Here is an 18,821-nt window from a genome sequence, read left to right on the forward strand (position 1 = left end):
TGTAAGCTCAAGCGGCGGACGACTGACCCCGGAGAACCCCCGGCGGTCGCGCCTCCGGTTCCTGGAGCGCCGGCTTCGGGGACTGCGCCAGCAGGGCCGGGGGAGCGTAAAGACCCTGCCGATCATCCCCGGCGGGTCGACCGAAAACGTCTCGGCCGGCGTCCCGCCGGCTGGGCTGGCGGCGGACCTCCGCAAGAAGCGTCCGTTCGAGCGTCCCGGAAGGAAGCGTGCCTGAGCGTACCCTGCACCGGGGCCTTGTCGGCCCGGGAGTCTCACGAACGTTTCCGCTCCTGCGGCCTTTCGCAACCTCTCCACAATTGCCCGGGGGTTCAGTGCGGGGCGGAGCGCGTCGTCTCGACCTGCAACGGGACGAGGTTCCACGGTTTGACGATCTGGAAGATCGACGACCGCCCCGTCGCCCACGCCGGCCGTTCCTAGGACCCAGACCGTTCGCCGCTCTGCTGACGCGCTCCGCCCGGCGGACGCGGCAGGCTCCCTCCAAAAGAAGTCCGCCCGATGTCCGCCGTAGGCGCCCCTGCCGCCCAAGATGGCCTCTGCCCCGCGTGAGACCGCCGCAGGGACGCACGCGAGCGGCAACGGGCCAGAACCGAGCGTTCAGGTCGGGCTACTGCCTGATGGGCTACGCCGGCTCCGGGTTCTCGCACTCCCCCGCCGCACGGCCCCCGCTGTGTTCTCCCGCAACGTCGCCCTCGACCTCGTACTGTTCGCGGCGTGCGGTTGTCGTCCAAACCCCGCGGCGGAATCGCCGGCGGTCCCCGAGAAGTTTCCCGCCGACCCGGACGGCTTCCCCGGCCACCCGGACGGCTTCGGCCTGGATCCGGCGGCGCCCGAATCCTCCGTCCCGGCGGATCGATCCGCCGAGGGGGACGCACTCGGGGCGACATGGAACAGCGGGCCCCTGTTCTCCGTCGCAGAAGCCCATGCCCAAGCCGCGATTTCGCCCTCCTCGCCGCCGACGTGCAACCGGCCGTGCTGCTGCTGAACGAAGTCACCTCGCGGGAGGTCGCCCCGGCGGTCGCCGCGGCATGGGGATGCCGACTTACGCCGAGTACCTCGTCGTCAGCGACTTCAACCCGAACGACGACACCCAGTACAGCAGCTTGGAAGTGGCGATCCTGTCTCGCTATCCGCTGACGAACGCGGTGGAGTTCGATCGAGGAACCGACGGGGACAGCCGATCCGGCTGTTTGACGGAGCGGAAGCAGAAACGAGTGAACTTGGACGGGATCGCGGACGTGGGCGTCGGCCGCGGGTTCCTCGCCGCCGACGGACCCGCCTTGGGACGCATAGTCGCCGTGACGCACTTGAAGTCGTCCTCCGACCGGTCGGGCGACGTGGATTGCGACAACACCCTGAAGCGGGAGCTGGTCGCCGCGGCGATGGCCTGGCACGTCGCCGCCTGGTTGGACGAGAACCCGGGCCTGACCGCCGTGGTGGGTGGGAACCTCAACGTCGACGAGACCAACGGCTACGACGACACGCACGCCCTGCTGGCCCGCGGGTTGGTGGATGGCCTGCGGCTGCGGAGCCTGACCCGCGAGTTGGGGAACACCTCCGACGACACCCCCGGCGACAGAGCGTTCCCGTACCCCCGCGTGGGCGCCATCGACGTGCCGTCCGTCGGCGCGGCCCGAGCCTCGCTGTCGAAAAGCGGTCGATATTGATCGGGTGCGACTCGCCCCGTCGCTACGAATCGATTGCCTTGCCGTTCAAAGAGCATTCTTGGTCGGTGCGCGATCAGAGTGACGGCGCGTTTGTCACAACGACAACCGCTCTGTGACGGGTCGGACGCCTCCGCCGAGGTGCCCGGAGCGGCGGTTCCTCTGACTTGTAGGACTTTAATTATGCTTGGCCGGCGGGCACCGTCGTCGGCACGGGGCATGCGAAGGAGTCACTCGGTTCCGGTCATTACCGGAGTCGAAGTACGCAGCCACGACCCAAGGAGCCTTGGATGAAGACCCTGATCTCGACCGCCGCCCTCGCCCTGCTGACGGCGAACGTCGCCGCGGCCCAGTCCGCCTACGACCCCCACGCGGGTCACGACCACGGCGATCATGCGGGCCACGACCATGGGGACCACGCCGGGCACGATCACGCCGGTCACGATCACGGCCCCGTCGGCGACGACCATGCGGGGCACGACCACAGCGGCCTGCGCGGCGAGCACGCCGGACATGATCACGGCGCGCACGGCGGCGAACTGGACCGGTTCGGGAACGTGCGGGTCGAAACGCTGCTGGACCATGCCGGTCTGCACTTCTGGCTGACCGACGCCAGCGGCCGCGCACTGCCGACGGAACGTGTCCGCGGCGTCGTCGCCATGCGGGTCGAGGGCAGCGAGAAGAAGTATCGATATGAACTGTCCCCGACCCGCGACCGTGACGGGCGCCCCGAGCCGCTGGCGCTGCCGTTGAACCTCGGGAAGGTCGCCGGTCGGCGGGTCGCCGTGGCGGTGCGGCTGGACGGCGTGCCGGGGGCCGGAGCGGATGAGATCGTCGTGCGGCAGACGACCCGTATCGTCGCCCCGCCGGCCGTCGGTCGGCCTGTACGGGCTTCTTCCACCGACCGCACGGCGGTGTTCGCCCAAGCCGTCTGTTCCGTCGAGGACCGCCGGCTGGGAGCGATGGGGACGCCGTGGAAGGTGCCGGTCGGCGACCGGGCCGTCTTCGTCTGCAGCGAAGAGTGCGCCCGCGACGTGCAGGCCGACCCGGCGGCGTTCGTTGCCGCTGCGTCCCGCGATCGCATTCAGTGAGGAACGGACCTTCGGTCACGGTCGAGCCGACCGCCGCCTTCTACAGGCGACGGTCGGTTCGCGTTCATGGGCGGACGTGCATCAGACGCTGCCCGGTTCCGCCTGCCGACAGAGCCGCGGGTCGTCGCGGCGTTCGATCTGCACAGTCGCGTGCTCGATCTCGAACCGGTCGTGTAGCGCGTCCGTCAGCTCGCCGAGGAAGGCGTCCTCATCCCCGGTCTCGCCGCCGGACAACGGTTTGAGCAGGTGGGCGGTGAGGGCGGTTTCGGTGCTGCTCATCGCCCAGACGTGCAGGTCGTGCACGTCCGTCACACCCGGGCGGGAGAGCAGGAACTCCCGCACCGCCGGCACGTCGACGCTGGCGGGCACGGACTGCACGGAGAGGTCGAACGACTCCCGCAACAGGCCCCACGTCCCCACGAAGATCACCGCGGCGATCAGGAGGCTGGTGACGGGGTCGATCCAGTCCGCCTCGGTCCAGCGGATCAGCAGGCCGGCGACGACCACGCCGACGCTCACCGCCGCGTCGGCGGCCATGTGCAGAAACGCCCCGCGGACGTTCACGTCGCCCTTCCGCCCGGCGAAGAACAGCATCGCCGTCGCCGTGTTAATGACGACGCCTACGCTCGCCACGATCACTACCGTCAGGCCCGGCACCTCGGCGGGGTTCGAGAACCGGCCGACCGCCTCCCAGGAAATCGCCCCGACCGCGACCAGCAACAACAGGCCGTTGGCGAGGGCGGCGAGGTTCGTCGCCCCCCGCCAGCCGTAGGTGCGGCGGTCGGTCGGCGGTCGCTTCGCGAGGGCGAACCCGCCCCAGGCGAGCAGCAGCCCGGCCACGTCCGAGAGGTTGTGCCCCGCGTCCGCCAACAGGGCCAGCGATCCGGACCAGAACCCGTAGCCCGCCTCCACGGCGACGTAAAACAGGTTCAGCCCCACGCCCAGGGCGAAGGACCTGCCGTAGTCGGCGGGGGCGTGGGAGTGGGCGTGCGAGTGGTTGCCGGTCATTGGGCGAGGTTCTTCCAGGCGTCGGTGTCGCGGACCCACGGGCAGGCGACGAACGCCGCGTAGCCTAGGGCGAGCAGAACCGCCGCGGCGAACCACGGGTTCCGCTTCTCGATCGAGTCCAGCCCGAACCAGAGGAAGGGGTACCAGAGCACGGCCTCCGCCGCGCCGGTCAGAATGTCGAGGGGGGTCACGGGGTTTCTTGGACGGAGCGGTCGTTTGGGATCACGTCCGGGGCCAACTCATCGCCCCTCGGCATGTACATGATGACCGCCACCCCCGCCACGCAGAGCAGCGCCCCGGACGTATCCCAACGGTCGGGCCGATGTCCGTCGATCCCCCAGCCCCAGAGGACCGACAGGGCGACGAACACGCCGCCGTACGCCGCGTAGACCCGGCCGAAATGCGTCGGCTGGAGCGTCGGCACGACGCCGTAGCCGACGAGGACGACGGCGCCGAGCAGCGCCAGCCAGATCGACCGGCCTTCCCGCAGCCAGAGCCAGACGAGGTATCCGCCGCCGATTTCCATCAGTCCGGCCAGCAGGAAATAACCGATCGACAGGAGGGTCTGATGCATCGCTCGCAGGGTTCATGACACGACGTCGGCCCGTTATTTACCCGATCGCCGCGTATTGAACGACCGGGAGACGTGCCCGGCGTCGTTCACGCATCCGGGAGACCGCTCAGCCGCCCGCCGCTTCGTCCGCCTCCGGATCGACCCGCCAAGCGTCCCGCCCCGCCTCCCAGCCCTCCCAGGCGACGTAGGGCACGATCAGCAGCGCCGCGGCCGGGTCCGCCCACCACCAGCCGAGCCACTTCGCCAAGCCCAAGCCGATCAGCACGACGACGGTCTGATATTCACAGATGAGGGTGTCGATCGCGTCGTACTTCAGGGCCGGGGAGTCGAGCTTCTTGCCGTAGTGATGCTTCGCCCACGCCAGCGCGGGGTTCACGACCAGAGAGACCAGCAGGATGCCGATCCCCCACCAGTTGAAGCCCGGCGGTGTCTGACTGACGAACTTGCTGATCGCTTCGTACAGGATGAACGCGACGGCCACGGCGAACGCCCCGGCGAGCACGCCGAGGGCGACCTTCTTCCGCCGCAGCACGTCCCGGCGTCCGATGCCCCGTTCCTCCCCGCGCAGCCGCCAGATCATCGTGCCGGCGGCGGCGCTCTCCACGGCGCTGTCCGCGCCCCAGCTGACGAGGGCGGAACTGCCGGTCATCAGCCCGGCGGTGACGGAGACGGCCACCTCGGTCAGGTTGTAGGCGAGGCTGGCGACCTCCGTCCACTTGCCGCGGCGGAGGTACCGCGTGCGGTCGTCGTCGGGATCGCTTGAGGATTCTGTTTCCGTCATCGCGGCTTCAGGGGGCGGTGCGAGTCGTTGACAGTACGGATCGATCGCAAATGGATCGGGGGGCGAAAACTCCCCCGGTGCGGCCGGGACCGCACCGGGGGGCAGGGCTCGCCGTCGGACCGCGTCAGTGGTCGTGGCCCTCGTGGCCTTCGCCGTCGTGATCGTGGTCATGGGCGATGTCGCCGCTGTAGGAGCGACCGTCGATCTTGACCATCAGCTTCGCCGTCTCCCCCTCGTGATCGAGGTGTTCGGCCAGTTCCGCATCGGAGGAGACGAACCGGGAGGATTTTCCCTCAGGGTCGCCGGCGTCCGGATCGGCGGCGAGCTTGAAGGATTCGCGGTTTCCGTCGTGGACGACCATCACCGTCACCTCGGCGGCGTCGATCGGAACGGCCGCTTCGACGTGGGCGTCGAGGATGTAGATCGTGACGGTGCCGGCCGCCTCGTCGTGGATCAGTTCGCCGTGGTACTCCTCGTCGCCCAGTTCGATGAGCCCGCCGCCGTGCAGTCCTTCAGTCGGGTGGGCCCCGTGGTCGTGGCCGGCGTGGTCGTCGGCGAGGGCCGGCGGGGCGTCGTCCATCGCCAGCGGTTCGTCCTCCTCGGGGGCGCAGCCGACGAACGCGGCGGAAACGGCCAGCGCGAGGACGGCGGCGAGAGGTTTGGCGGGGGAAATCATCGGCAGATCCTTGAGGTGCGAAAACAGGGGGGAACGATCTCGCCCGGAGAGGCTCCGGACGGGACGGGTCGAACGGCTCAGTGTCGGTGGGAGGGGTTCGCGCAGAAATCGGCGATGTGGCCGTCCCACCGGCGGTACAGCGCCTGCGCCTGCGAGCCGTTCCAGGCATCGGCGAGGAGGTTCACGGCCCAGACGACGGGCTGCGGCACGAAGTCCGCAGTCCGTTCGTCGTGCTCGTGGTTGAACGTCACCGCGGTCGTCGCCGCAAACAGGGCCAGTAGCAGGCCGGCGGCGAGGGCGACGTTTCGCTTGGGCATTCGCATCGGTGCGGATCTCCGAAGCCGAAGGAATCGCCCGGCATTCCTTTCCGGGCGGCGAGCGGGCGGGGGTCAGTGGGCGTGGCGGGTTTCAAAGCCGTTCGCCTTCAGCCAGGTCTCCCACTCGTGGGCCTTCTCGTGGGTCGTCAGGGCGATCTCTCGCCACTCCGGGCAGCGGTGGGAGACGTCCGTGTGGCCGCCGTGGGCGCCGGTCTTCACCTCGCAGCCGAGCTTCTTGAGCGTCTTGGCGTGCGTCGCCGCCTTCTGGGCGTCCTCGAAGTGGCCGGATTGCCACTTCACGGCCCGGTAGGCGACGATCTCGTCAGCCTTCGCTTCAACCGGCGACGCGGCGGGCGCGGACGGGGCGAAGACCGCCAGGGCGAGGGCGGCGGCGAACAGGGGGAACAGTCGACAGGTCATTTCAAACTCCTTCTCTCAGGAACAGGGGGAACGACGGGCGACGGGACGGTCCCGAGGCCCAAGGAAACGCCTTCAAGCGTGCTCTTCGGACTCTTCGGTAAGGGCGACGGGCGCGCCGCTCGCGGAGGCGAGGCGGCGGCCGGCGGGGCGGCCGATCGCCCAGAACAGAGCCGGGCGAACCACGAACTCCGCCGCGGTACTGGTCAGCAGCCCGCCGATGATCACGGTGGCGACCGGGTACAGGATCTCCTTGCCCGGCTCGCCGGCGGCGAGGGCCAGCGGAACCAAACCGATGCCGCTGGTCAGGGCGGTCATCAACACCGGCGCCAGCCGTTCGCGGCCGGCCCGGACGACCATCGACCGCGTCCAGCCCTCGCCCTCGTGCTTCACGAGGTGCAGATAATGGTTCAATAATAAAATGCCGTTGCGGCTGGCGATGCCGGCTAGGGAGATAAACCCCACCAGCGCGGCCACGGTGAGCGTCTGGTCCGTGATCACCAGCGCGATTACTCCGCCGATGAACGCCGTCGGCAATGCGGCCATCACCTGCAGGGCGAAGTTCGCCGAACCGAACAGCGTGTAGAGGACCAGGAACACGCCGAATACCGACACCGCCCCCAGCAGCCCCAGCGTGCGGCTGGCGCTCTGCTGACTCTCGAACTGGCCGCTGAACTCCAGGAAGTAGCCGGGCGGCAGCTCCACGTCGGCGAAGCTGGCCCTCACGTCCTCGACCGCCTCCACCACGCCCCGACCGCTGACGTTCGCCTGCAACACGATCTGGCGGCGGACGTTCTCCCGGTTGATCGTGTTCGGGCCGCCGCTCTCGTAGATGCGTGCGACCGATTCCAGCGGAATCTGTCCGCCCTCCGGCGTGGTGAGGGTCAGCCGGCGGAGCGCTTCCAGGTCCTCGCGGAACGGCTCGTCCAGGCGGACCAGCAGGTCGAACGTCCGCTGACCGACGAGGATCTCCGAAACGACCTCGCCGTTCATGGCCGTCTGGACGAACTCCATCACGTCCGCCGGGCGGAGGCCGGCCAGCAGCAGGGCGTCGCGGTCCAGTTCGATCCGCAGCTGCGGGATCGTGACCTGCTGTTCGAGCTGCACGTCGACCAGGCCCGGCACGCCGGACATCGCGGCCTTCAGTTCCTCCCCCTTGCGGCGGAGCACGTCGAGGTCGTCGCCGTACAGCTTGATGCCGATCTGGGCCTTCACCCCGGAGATCATGTGCGAAATGAGGTGGCCCAGCGGTCCCTCCACGCTGCCGACGGCGCCGGGCACGTCGGCGACGGCTTCGCGGAGGTCCTCGAGAATTGCTTCCCGCTCGCGGTCGGACTCCGGGTCGAACTCCACGATCATTTCGCTGATGTTGACGGTCACGGCGTGCTCGTCGAGTTCCGCCCGACCGGTCCGGCGTACCACGGAGGACACGCCTTCGACCGCCAGCAGGCTTTTCTCCACTGCGCGGCCGATCTCGTTGCTCGTCTTCAACGAGGTGCCGGGGTCGAGAATCACGTTGACCTGCATCGCCCCCTCGTTGAAGGGCGGCAGGAAGTCCCGTTCCAGCGTCGACATCCGCGCCCCGGCGACCGCCACCGCCCCGGCCGTGATCAGCAACACCGGCCAGGCGAACAGCGTCGCGCCGCGGATCGCCCCGCCGGCGAGCCATTGCAGGCCCCGCAGGAACAGGCCTTCCTCCTCGCCGCCGGAGGTAAACCGGTCCAGCGCCTCCACGCCGAGCCAGAACGCCGGGGCGGCGGCCAGCGTCCACCACAGCGGGTCCGACGGATGCAGCGCTTCGATATGAAAGATCTCCGCGGCCCGCGGGGCGATCCAGTAGAAGGTCGCGGCGCTCATCCCCAGCCCCAACAGCGGGGCGACGACGTGCCAGCCCCGGTTCCCGACCAAGAGCAGCGAGCACAGCGCCGGCGTGACCGTCAGCGAGACCGCCAGCGAGGCCAGGATGCTCACCACGTAAGCGGCCCCCAGCGGGGCGAACAATCGGCCCTCCATGCCCCCCAGGGCGAACAGCGGCAGGAACACCAGCACGACGATCGCCGTGCCGAACACGATCGAACTGCGGATCTCCGTGCTGGCCCGGAAGGTGACGACCAGCGGATTCAGCCGTTCCCCCTCGGGGAGATGCTTGTTCTCCCGGAGCCTTCGAAAAATATTCTCCACGTCGACGATCGCGTCGTCGACGAGTTCTCCAATCGCGACGGCCAGCCCGCCGAGGGTCATCGTATTAATGCCGAACCCGAACGCGGCGAAGACCAGCGCCGTAACCACGATCGACAGCGGGATCGCCGTCAGGGTGATAAACGTCGTGCGGAAGTTCAGCAGGAAGGCGAATAAAATTACGACCACCAGCACGCCGCCGTCGGCGAGGGCTTCGACGACGTTTTCAATGCTGCGGTCGATAAAGCTCCGCTGCGAATAGACCCGCTCCACCCGCACGTCGTCCGGCAGGGAGCGGGCGAGGTCCGCCATCGCGGCGTTGACGGCGTCCGTGACGACCCGGGTGTCGGCGCCGGGTTGTTTGGCGATCGTTAGAACGACCGCGGGCCCGCCGGTGAACAGCGGGGGGGCGAGGGGCGAGAGGCCGGGCGCCGTTTCATCGTCGCCCCCGGCCACCGGTCCCTCGCCTGCGACCTCCGTCCGCACGAACGCCGAGCTGTCCCCGCGCTTCACCTGCGCCTCCTCGACGACGTCGGCGACCTGCTCCAGCGCCACCGAACGGCCGTCGCGGATCGTGACGACGACCTTCCGCAGATCCTCCACCGTGGTGGCCCGACCCAGTCCGCGGACCAGCAACTCCGTCGGCCCGCGTTCGTCCAGGTAGCCGCCGGTGGCGTTGAGGTTGCTCTCGCCGACGGCCTCCTTCACCTGATCCAGGGTCAGCCCGTAGGCCCGCAGGGCGTCCGGGTCGACGAGGACCTGAAACTGCTTCCGCCCCCCGCCCATGACGAACACCTGACTGACGCCCGGGATCGTCAACAGGCGCTGGCGGATCACCCAGTCCGAGAGCGTCCGCAACTCCAACGGGGCGGTCTGCGGCTCCCCGTCGGCTCCCGGTTCGCTCCAGACGGCGAGCATCAGGATCTGACCCATCACGGAACTGACGGGGGCCAGCGTCGGCCGGATCCCCTCCTGCATGCTTTCGGCGGCGAGTTGCATCCGCTCCGCGACGACCTGGCGGTCGGTGTAGATGTCCGTGCCCCAGGCGAAGTCCACCGTGATCACGCTGATGCCCACCGCGCTGGAACTGCGGACGACCTCGACGCCGTTGGCGCCGTTCAGGCTGGTCTCCAGCGGGAAGGTGATGAGGGCCTCCACCTCCTCCGGCGCCATGCCGGGGGCCTCGGTGATGACCACCACCCGCGGCCGATTCAGGTCCGGGAAGACGTCGATGGTCAGCCCCGCGGTCCGCCACCCGCCCAGCCCCAGGACCAGCAGCGCCCCCGCCAACACGAGCACGCGGTTGTGCAGGGCGAAGCGGATAATCGCGTTCAGCATCGGACGGACAGGTTCGGAGGGGCGGGAAAGGAGACCGGGACCGGGCGGAACGTCAGTGGTTGTGGCCGGCGTGCGGGTCGATCGCCCCGCCGGCGGCGTTCTTCAGGGCCATCTGCAACTGATGGGCGGCGGAGACGGCGACCGACTCCCCCGGCAGCAGCGAGCCGTCGTCCGCGATGACGACCGACTCCGCGTCCCGGTAGACGACGTGCACCGGCCGGCGCTCGAACGTCGCCCCGTTCTCCACGAATGCGAACCGCTCCGCCCCGGCTTCCGCGACGGCCTCGATCGGCAACACGATCGCCTCCGCGTACGTCTCCACCGGCACCCGCAGACGCATCCGCTGGCCCGGTTTGTACTTCCAGGTGAGGAACTGCCCGCCGCTCGCCCGATCCCGCCCGTCGCTGACGATCTCGTTCGGCAACAGGACGTAGAACGGCACCACGCGCGAATCCGCCCCGACCCGGTTGGCCACGTAGGCGATCTCCAACCCGGTCACCGGATCGGACGCCCCGGCGAGGTTGTCAGTCGGCAGGGCCGTAACCGGGCGATCCTCCCGGGCCGCGGCGACGACCGCGGCGGCGTCCCGCTCGAACGCCCGGCCCTCCACGTACAGCAGGGAGAGGTCGCTCAACTCCGCCAGCGGGGCGTTCGCGTCGACCGCGTCCCCCGCGTGGACGTTCAGACGTTCGACCGTCAGCGGCGGGTGCGCCTGCGACGTCGGTTCCTGCAGGCTGGCCGTCCGGGCCGGCACGGTGGGCGTCGCCTCCCGCACCGCCGGGTCGTGCGCTTCGCCGTGGCCCTCCTCGCTCGGGTCATGGGGTTCGGGCACGACGATGCGGATCTCCCGCACCAAGTTTCGGTCCGAGGCGATGCGGGCGACCTGCGACTCCTCCAGGCCGTGCAGCAACAGGCTCTGCCGCTGGGCTTTGAGGAGCCCTTCGAGTTTTTGCTTCTCGTACTGCCGTTCGAGCACGACCTTCCCGGCGACCACGCCGCGGGAGACGGTCTGCAGCCGGTCGATCTCCCGCTCCTCCACGTCGAGGGCTTCGAGCGTTTTGAGGTAGTCCGTCTGGGCCTGCACCACGTCCTCGTGGGTCAGCCGCATGAGGAACAGCGTGTCGCCGGGGCGGACGGCCTGCCCCTCGGTGGCGAACACGTCCGTGACCATGCCGGTCATCGGGGCGGACACCTGCAGGTTCGAACGTCCCGGCCGCTCCGCGACGACCCCGGGCACGGTGATCGTGCGGTCGAACTCCGTCAGTTCGACCGTCGCCGTCCGCAGCCCGATTGTGCGGCGGGCCTGCTCGGACAGGCGGATCACCTCGCCGGCGGCGGCCACGCCGTGATCGTGCCCGGCGTGCGGGTCCTCCGCCGCCTCGACGGGCGTCTCCTCACCGAAGGCCAGGGCGGACAGTTCCGGGAGCCACCAACCGGCCGACAGCCATAGCGCGACGGCCGCGACCGGGACGGCGGCGATCGCCAACCGCCGGGGTGACAGATTCAGTTTGCCGAGGCGCACGACAGCACCGGGAGAGGGAGGGAGAAAACCCCGCCGCCGACTCGTGCCGTCACGGGACGGCGCGAAGCCGTTCGGACGACCGGGACGTGCGGGGACCCGGCGTCAGACCGGGAAGAGAAGCGAGGCAGCCGTCAGGCTGCGGAGCCGCCGCGCGAGCGCGGCCGGCGCAGACGTCAGTTACAGCAAAAAGACCCGCGTGCGCAAGCGGTCGCCCGGACCGCTGCGTGCCGCGTCGCGGTGGGACCGACTCCAAGCATCGAGACCGCCCCCGCTGACCCCGCCCGTCAGATCCAAGTCCGACAGCGGCCGAAAGCCGACCGGCGCGAGGGCCGGGCACGCCGCCACGGACGCCGTCAGCCAGGAACACTCCGACTCGCCGCACCCCTCGTGTTGGTGCGGATCGTCTTGGCTCGGATCGTCGTGCTGATGTCCGGCGTCGTTCGACGGGTCGTGGTCGGACCCATGGTGGCTGTGACCGTGATCGTGAGCCTCGTCGCCGTGTGCGTGTGCGGCGTGGCAAGGAGCCGAAGTCGGTTCCGCTCCGCAACAGGGATCGCCCGCATGGGCGTGATGCATGCAGCACCCCAGCGCCGCGTGCGACAGCACGGCGGCGAGCGTGACCAGCGGGGTGACGAGGCGGAGCACGGGCGAAGAACGAGCGTTGGGCTTGCCGAGACAGGTTAGCAGATCCGCAGCGGCCGGGAACCCACATCGAAAGAATCCGCACGACCCTCACGCTCACTGCCCACCGAGCGCCAGATCTCGGAGGCCAATGCCTCACGGATTCTCTTCCTTCGGCCACGCCTCTCGCAGGATTCGTACGCCGCCCCAGAGAACCACCACGGCGACGACCGCCCCGACGATCAGGTCCGGCCACCGGCTGCCGGTCCACAGCACCAGCGCGCCCGACAGGATGACCCCGACGTTGGCGATCACGTCGTTGGTCGAGAAAATCCACGACGCCCGCATGTGGACGCCGCCGCCGCGGTGCTTCGCCAGCAGGGCTAAACAGCTGAGGTTCGCGGCCAGCGCGACCGCCCCGACAGCCATCATCAGCGTGCTGACGGGGTCGCTGCCGGACAGGAACCGGCGGCCGACCTCCAGCAGCACGCCCGCCCCCAAGACCATCTGAAGCACGCCGCTGAACGTCGCGGCTCGAGACCGCCTCCGGCCCGACCCGCCGACCGCCCGCAGCGATAGGCCGTAAACGGCCGCGTCCGCGAGCATGTCCAGCGAGTCGGCCAGCAGGGCGGTCGACTCGGCCCACCACCCCAGCCCGGCCTCGGCGACGAACATCACTCCGTTGATCGCCAACAGCGTGCGCAGGGTCCGCCGTTCGAGAGTGTCCGCCTGATCGGCGGGGCAGCCGCAATCCGTCATCTGTGTACCGTCATCGAAGAGTTCCTCGTAAATCGTCAGCTTGATCTCATTTCGCCGGTGCGTTCATTAGCACGTTTCTCCGCCGGGCGCAGGCGTTCGGGACCGCCAGGCGACGATGCGGTCCTGCCGACAGGCCGACTCGCCGCGGCGCCCCCTCCCGCCGAGCGCGGGCGCCGGGCGCCGGGCGCGGGGCGTCACTCGGTCGGCCGGGGGGGCTGCTCGCCGTACTTGGCGGCGTAACGGGCGGCGAAGCGGTCGAACCGGTCGGGATCGCACAGGAAGCACTGCGACTCCGGCCGGTCGTGCTCGGCGCACCAGTCGCCCTTCTCCTTGAAGTCGGCGACCAGCGAGGCGTCGCAGAGGGCGCACTCCCCCTCCGGCACGCCGTGCTCGACGCACCACCAGCCGACGTCGGCGTCGTGATCGTGGTCGGCGTCGGCCATCGGGACGGCGGCGGGCGCGTCCGGCGAGTCGTCGGCGCCGCAGCCGGTGAGGGCGAGCGTGGCCCCGACGCTCAAGACAGCGGCGAGCGGGACGTGGAAACGGAACAGCATCGGTTAGACCTCCGGGTCGTCGGGGAAGGGATGGGAAAACCGCCGGTCGCCGGCCCCCGCCAGAGCGGAAGTCTCCCCGTTGCGGCGTCCGTCGGGGTGATTGTGTACGCCGTCGCGTTCGTCTTGGACGGTGGGGTCGTTGGCCGAACCGTCCGTCTTCGGGGCGGGGCTGGGGAACAGCGTGTAGAGCACGCGGAGGACCAGCAGGCTCATCACCGTGGCGCTGCACACCCCGCCGATCACCACCGTCGCCAGCGGCCGCTGCACTTCCGCCCCCATGCCGGAGCTGGTCGCCATCGGTAGGAAGCCCAACGCGGCCACCAGCGTCGTCATCAGGATCGGCCGCAGTCGCTGGACCGCGGCGCCCTCCACCGCCTCTTCCAAGTTCAGCCCCTTCTCGCGGAGTTGGCGGATGCGGGAGACCAGCAGCATGTCGTCCAGCACGGCCACGCCGGACAGAGCCACGAACCCGACCGCCGCGGAGATCGAGAACGGCATCCCCCGCAGCCACAGGGCGAACAGCCCGCCGGTCCACGCGAACGGGATGCCGGTGAAAACCCGCACCGTGTCGATCAGGTTGCCGTAGGTCGCGTACAGCAGCGAGGCGATCAGGACCAACGCGACCGGGACCACGATCAGCAGTCGGCGGCGGGCGCGGACCATGTGCTCGAACTGCCCGCCGAACTCCACGCGGTAGCGGGCACTCGGCAGCGTCACCTCTTCGTCCACCCGCCGTTGAGCCTCGGCGACGAACCCGCCCACGTCCCGGCCGCGGACATTCACGTTCACCGTCACCCGCCGCTGCGCCCACTCCCGGGCGATCTGGCTCGGGCCGGTCGTGAATCGCACGTCCGCCAGCCGGCCCAGCGGGATCTGCTCCCCGCGTGGGGTGACGATCGGCAGCGACTCGATCTTCTCCGGGTCGTCCCGGTACTCGTCCGGCAGCCGGACGGTCAGCGGGAACCGCAGTTGCCCCTGGAACACGTCGCCGACCGGCCGGTTCCCCAACGCCTCCACGAGGTCCAGCACCGCCGCGGCCGGCACGCCGTAGCGGGCGATCGCGTCACGGTCGATCTCGACCTCCAACATCGGCTGTCCGGTCAACTGGGTGAAACCCACGTCGGCGGATCCGGGCACCGTCCGCAGCACCCGCTCCACCTCGGCGGCGGTCGCGGCGAGCGCGTCCAAATCGTCTCCGTAGACCTTCACGGCGATGTCCGCCCTCGCCCCGGTGCCCAGTTCGTCCAGCCGCATCTTGATCGGTTGGGTGAAGGCCAGCCGCTGGCCCGGCAGGTCTCGCAGCGCCTCCTCAAACAGCCGGGTGAGTTGCCCCTGCGTCGCCGCCCGCGTCCACTCGCTACGTGGCTTGAGGGTGACGAACACGTCGCTCAGCTCCAGCCCCATCGGGTCGGTGGCGATCTCGGCCGACCCGATCCGACTCCAGACGTGGGCGATCTCGTCGGGGAACTGGTCCAGCAGGGCCCGCTCCATTCGGGTGTTGAAGCGGACCGACTCCTCCGTCTGCGTGCCGGCCAGCCGGACGACGTTGATCGCCACCGCGCCCTCCGAGAGCTGCGGCATGAACTCGGTCCCGAGGTTCGGGGCGATCATTCCAAACGACACCGCCAGCACGGCCGCGGCGAACCCCGAGACCGCCAGCTTCTGTCGCATCGTGAAGTGCAGCACGGGCCGGTAGAGCCGGTGCAGGAGGCGGACGGCGAACGGTTCCCGGTGGGAGCCGCCCCGCGACAACGCCAGGCTGGCGAGGACCGGCATCAGCGTGAGCGACAGCACCATCGACCCGGCCAGGGCGAAGATCACCGTCAGGGCCATCGGCCGGAACATCTTCCCCTCGATGCCCTCCAACGTGAGAATCGGCAGGTAGACGGTGGCGATAATCAGTTCGCCGAACAGCGTCGGCCCCCGCACCTCCACCGCCGCGTCGCGGATGACGGCCAGCTTGTTTTTCGTGCCGCGGGCTTCGGCCAGGTGGCGGACGCAGTTCTCCACCATCACCACGCTGCTGTCCACGACCAGCCCGAAGTCGATCGCTCCCAGCGATAGCAGGCTCGCGGCGATCCCGAACCGCCACATCCCGGCGAAGGCGAACGTCATCGACAACGGGATCGCCAGGGCCACGATTAGCCCGGCCCGCAGGTTCCCCAGGAACACGAACAGCACCGCGACCACCAGCAGCCCGCCCTCGAACAGGTTGCGGCGGACCGTGTCGATCACCGAGTCGACCAGTTCCGTGCGGTCGTACATCGTGACCAACGCCATGCCGGGCGGGAGGTTCCCGCGGACCTCCTCGAACTTCTCCTTGAGGGCCGCGGTGTAGTCGCGGGTGTTCTCGCCCATCAGCATGAACCCCAGCCCCATCACCGCCTCGCCGCGGCCGTCGGCGGTGACGGCGCCGCGGCGAATCTCGTGGCCGACCGTCACCTCCGCCACGTCCCGCACCTTCACCGGCACGCCGTCCGCGGCGTCGACGACCACCTCCTCGATCTCGGCGATCGTTTCGGTCCGGCCCAGACCCTGGACCAGCAGCATCTCGCCCAGCCGGTCCACGTTCCCGCCGCCGACGTTGCGGTTATTCTTCCGCAGGGCTTCCACGACCGCCTCGAACGTCAGCCCGCGGGAGACCAGCGCCGCTGGGTCGACCTTCACCTGGAACTGCTTCTCAAACCCGCCCCAGCTGTTCACCTCAGCGGTGCCGGGGACGGTGCGGAGTTGCGGTTTGACGACCCAGTCGTGGGTCGTCCGCAGTTCGGTCAACAGCCGCTCCCGCTCCGCGGGCGGCAGGGCCGAGAAGTCCACCCCGGGGTAGGTGAGGACGTAGTGGAACACCTCGCCCAGCCCCGTGGCCACCGGCCCCATCTCCGGCCGGCCGACGCCTTCGGGCAGTTCGACGGTCGCCAGCCGCTCGCCGACGACCTGCCGGGCGAAATAAATGTCGGTTCCGTCCTCGAACGTGACGACGACCTGCGAGAAGCCGTACTTGGAGACGCTGCGGACGTTCACCAACGCCGGCAGGCCGCTCAAAGACTGCTCGACGGGGTAGGTGATCTGCCGCTCGATCTCCTCCGGCCCGAGGGCCGGGGCCGTCGTGTTCACCTGCACCATCACCGGGGTGGTGTCCGGGAAGGCGTCCACGTCCAGGTTCGCCAGGGCGTAGGCGCCGCCGGCGAGCAGCACGCACGTCGCCAGCAGCACCGCGGCGCGGTGCTGCAGCGACAGTTCGATCAGGCGGGTCAGCACGGACGGCTCCTCGGAACGTGCGGGGCGGGGGACGGGTGACGGACGGCGGGCGCGGGGTCAGTGCCCGCACGTGCACCCCGCCCCGAGGTTGCCCTTGAGCAGCTGCGCCCGCAGCACGTCCCCGCCGGCCGTGGCGACCACCTCGCCCGGCAGCAGTCCGGCGATGACCTCCGTGTAGCCGTCCGCCGACACGCCCGGGCGAACCGATCGGGCAACGAAGAACTTCGGCCGGCCCTCCTCGAACCACCGCGCGTCCCGGACGAACGCGAGCGTGTTCTCGCCGTCCCACATCAAAGCCTCGTGCGGCACGGCGATTGCCTCCGGCTCCTCCCGCAGGATCAGCTCACCCGTCCCGAACGACTCGTTCCGCAACGCCCCGTCCGGATTCGGCAGTTCGGCCCGGACCCGCACCGTGCGGGTCGTCGGATCCACGTCAGAGCTGACCCAGACGACTTCGCCCTCGCGGACCTCGTCAGACCCGTCCGGGCGGTAGCGGACGGTGCGGCCGAGATCGGCGAACCCTGCCTCCTCGGCCGGCACCCGCAGGTCGACCCAGACCGCGGAGGTGTCGGAGACGGTCATCAGCGGCGTACCGCGCCCGACGACCTCGCCGACCACCGCGTCCAGATCGACGATCCGCCCGGCCAGCGGGGCGGGCACGGCGACGAGGTTGTCGCCGTCCGCTCCGCCGACAGAATCCGACCCGCCGCCGAGCCGCCGCACCGCGGCGTCCGCCTCGTCCGCCGGCAACGTCCGCAGCGCCTTCGCGTCGACGGTCAGCCCGAGATTGCCCAACGCGCGGGCGGCCCGGTCCACGTCGGCGCCGGCCGCGGCGAGGGCTGCGTCGGCCTCCGCCAGCCGCCGGCCGGCGATGACGTCGCGGCTCACCAGCGGGGCGATTCGGTCCCGCTCGACCCGGGCGAGGCGCTCGGCGGACAACGCGGACGACAGCTCCGCCTTGAGCCGACCGACCTTCTCGGAGTCAATCACGGCCAGCGTCTGGCCCGCCGCGACCTGCTCGCCGGGCTTCACCAGCACGGCCCGCACCACGCCGTCGGCCGGGGGGGAGACGTGCGCGGTGCGGGTCGCGTCGTACCGCACCTCCGCCGGAGCGGCGACCGACTCCATGACCGGCCGGCGGAAGACCGGCTCGACCTCCACCCCCGCCTCGCGGGCCGCCTCGACCGAGGCGAACTGCACCCGCGTGCCGGGCAGCCGCGACTGCGACAGGTTCTCCCGCCGCGGCCGCAGCGCCAACGCCCGCGCGGCGCGGTTCAGGTCCGCCTCGGTGACTTCGGGATCGTCGAGCCCCGGCACCTCGGCGAGGGTCGGGTCGTCCAGCACGCAGTTGTGAACGCCGTGGACCTTGCAGAACGTGAGGTCCGGGGCGTCTTCGATCAGGCCCGGCGTACAGAGGACGCACTCCGCCTCGGGCACGCCGTGCTGCTCGCACCACTCCGGCCCGGCGTCGACGGCGGCCGCGACGGTCGGTAGATTCCAGTCGTGCTCGTGCCCGTACCACGCCAGACCGGCGAGGGCGGCGAAGGTGAGGGCGGGAGGCGCCCACCCCAAGAACGCTTTCGCGGCTCGCCCCGCCCGCGAGCCGTCACGGGGCGTCGCTTTCGCGGGCGACGGTTCGGGCGTCGGGGGCGGACCGGCGGGCCGATCGTTGCGGTGGCGGGGCGTTTCGGTCGGTGCGACCGGCGGGGCGGCGACGTCGATCATCGGACGGACCTATTGCGAGGGGGGAACCTTCAGGAATCCCAGGGCGAAAACGCCTAGGACGAGACGCACGGGCCGACAGGCCGCGCGACGCCGGCTCGGGAGCCGGCGAAGAAGGTTCCGCTACAGCAACAGACCCGCGTGGGCCGACAGCGGCGTCCGCCCGAACGGCCGGGGGGGATCCGGGAGGAGCTCGGCGACCCGGACTCGCCGGTCGGCCTGAACCGACCAACCCGCGGCGGCGAAAGCGGAAAGAAAATCTCCCCCGCCCACCACGGCGGGGGCGTCGCCGAGGGACAACGCCCCCTCACAGAAGCATCCGT

16 protein-coding genes are annotated in these 18,821 nt (G+C 70.1%); 2 read left to right on the forward strand and 14 right to left on the reverse strand.

What is annotated here, in order from left to right:
• Nucleotides 1–1,052 precede the first annotated feature (1,052 nt).
• Together CA12_RS22120 and CA12_RS22535 are read left to right on the forward strand one after the other, a co-directional pair.
• Nucleotides 1,053–1,685 carry an endonuclease/exonuclease/phosphatase family protein gene (locus CA12_RS22120; protein WP_165700740.1) on the forward strand — a complete coding sequence of 211 codons (633 nt, stop codon included), beginning with the start codon at nt 1,053–1,055 and terminating at the stop codon, nt 1,683–1,685.
• Nucleotides 1,686–1,972: 287 nt separating this feature from the next.
• Nucleotides 1,973–2,773, forward strand: a complete 801-nt coding sequence (locus CA12_RS22535) for an urease accessory protein UreE (RefSeq protein WP_145359362.1) — start codon at nt 1,973–1,975, stop codon at nt 2,771–2,773.
• An 81-nt stretch (nt 2,774–2,854) separates the two neighbouring features.
• Here CA12_RS22535 and CA12_RS13155 read toward each other — a convergent pair whose 3' ends face one another.
• The 14 genes from CA12_RS13155 to CA12_RS13220 all read right to left on the reverse strand — a co-directional run bounded on the left by CA12_RS13155 (nt 2,855) and on the right by CA12_RS13220 (nt 18,501).
• The gene (locus CA12_RS13155) at nt 2,855–3,781 is read right to left on the reverse strand and encodes a cation diffusion facilitator family transporter (protein WP_145359363.1); all 927 of its coding nucleotides are present in this window, start codon (nt 3,779–3,781) and stop codon (nt 2,855–2,857) included.
• Nucleotides 3,778–3,972, reverse strand: a complete 195-nt coding sequence (locus tag CA12_RS13160; RefSeq protein WP_145359364.1) for a hypothetical protein — start codon at nt 3,970–3,972, stop codon at nt 3,778–3,780. Before CA12_RS13160 ends, CA12_RS13155 begins: the two co-directional genes overlap by 4 nt.
• Complete coding sequence (locus CA12_RS13165; protein WP_145359365.1) at nt 3,969–4,355, reverse strand: YnfA family protein; 387 nt, start codon at nt 4,353–4,355, stop codon at nt 3,969–3,971. The genes CA12_RS13160 and CA12_RS13165 overlap by 4 nt, the downstream gene beginning before the upstream one ends.
• 106 nt (nt 4,356–4,461) lie before the next feature.
• A complete protein-coding gene (locus tag CA12_RS13170; protein WP_145359366.1) occupies nt 4,462–5,136 on the reverse strand; it encodes a cation diffusion facilitator family transporter in 675 nt (224 codons plus the stop codon).
• 124 nt (nt 5,137–5,260) lie between these two features.
• Nucleotides 5,261–5,812 (reverse strand): hypothetical protein, encoded by a 552-nt coding sequence (locus CA12_RS13175; protein WP_145359368.1) that lies wholly within the window; start codon nt 5,810–5,812, stop codon nt 5,261–5,263.
• Nucleotides 5,813–5,889: 77 nt separating this feature from the next.
• Entirely contained in the window at nt 5,890–6,129 is a 240-nt protein-coding gene (locus CA12_RS13180; RefSeq protein WP_145359370.1) for a hypothetical protein, read from the reverse strand.
• Nucleotides 6,130–6,201: 72 nt separating this feature from the next.
• Nucleotides 6,202–6,549: a hypothetical protein gene (locus tag CA12_RS13185; RefSeq protein WP_207621976.1), complete on the reverse strand. Its 348-nt coding sequence runs from the start codon at nt 6,547–6,549 to the stop codon at nt 6,202–6,204.
• Between the two features lie 72 nt (nt 6,550–6,621).
• On the reverse strand, nt 6,622–10,062 hold the full coding sequence (locus CA12_RS13190; protein ID WP_145359372.1) for an efflux RND transporter permease subunit: 3,441 nt from the start codon (nt 10,060–10,062) through the stop codon (nt 6,622–6,624).
• 52 nt (nt 10,063–10,114) lie between these two features.
• Entirely contained in the window at nt 10,115–11,584 is a 1,470-nt protein-coding gene (locus tag CA12_RS13195) for an efflux RND transporter periplasmic adaptor subunit (RefSeq protein WP_145359374.1), read from the reverse strand.
• Between the two features lie 177 nt (nt 11,585–11,761).
• Complete coding sequence (locus CA12_RS13200; RefSeq protein ID WP_145359376.1) at nt 11,762–12,229, reverse strand: hypothetical protein; 468 nt, start codon at nt 12,227–12,229, stop codon at nt 11,762–11,764.
• Nucleotides 12,230–12,361: 132 nt separating this feature from the next.
• Nucleotides 12,362–12,964 carry a cation diffusion facilitator family transporter gene (locus CA12_RS13205; protein WP_145359378.1) on the reverse strand — a complete coding sequence of 201 codons (603 nt, stop codon included), beginning with the start codon at nt 12,962–12,964 and terminating at the stop codon, nt 12,362–12,364.
• A gap of 194 nt (nt 12,965–13,158) precedes the next feature.
• Nucleotides 13,159–13,518, reverse strand: a complete 360-nt coding sequence (locus CA12_RS13210; protein WP_145359379.1) for an RND transporter — start codon at nt 13,516–13,518, stop codon at nt 13,159–13,161.
• 3 nt (nt 13,519–13,521) lie between these two features.
• The gene (locus CA12_RS13215) at nt 13,522–16,776 is read right to left on the reverse strand and encodes an efflux RND transporter permease subunit (protein WP_145359381.1); all 3,255 of its coding nucleotides are present in this window, start codon (nt 16,774–16,776) and stop codon (nt 13,522–13,524) included.
• A gap of 57 nt (nt 16,777–16,833) precedes the next feature.
• Nucleotides 16,834–18,501: an efflux RND transporter periplasmic adaptor subunit gene (locus CA12_RS13220; protein WP_145359383.1), complete on the reverse strand. Its 1,668-nt coding sequence runs from the start codon at nt 18,499–18,501 to the stop codon at nt 16,834–16,836.
• Nucleotides 18,502–18,821 lie beyond the last annotated feature (320 nt).

This window comes from Alienimonas californiensis (assembly GCF_007743815.1).
Classification (GTDB): Bacteria; Planctomycetota; Planctomycetia; order Planctomycetales; family Planctomycetaceae; genus Alienimonas; species Alienimonas californiensis.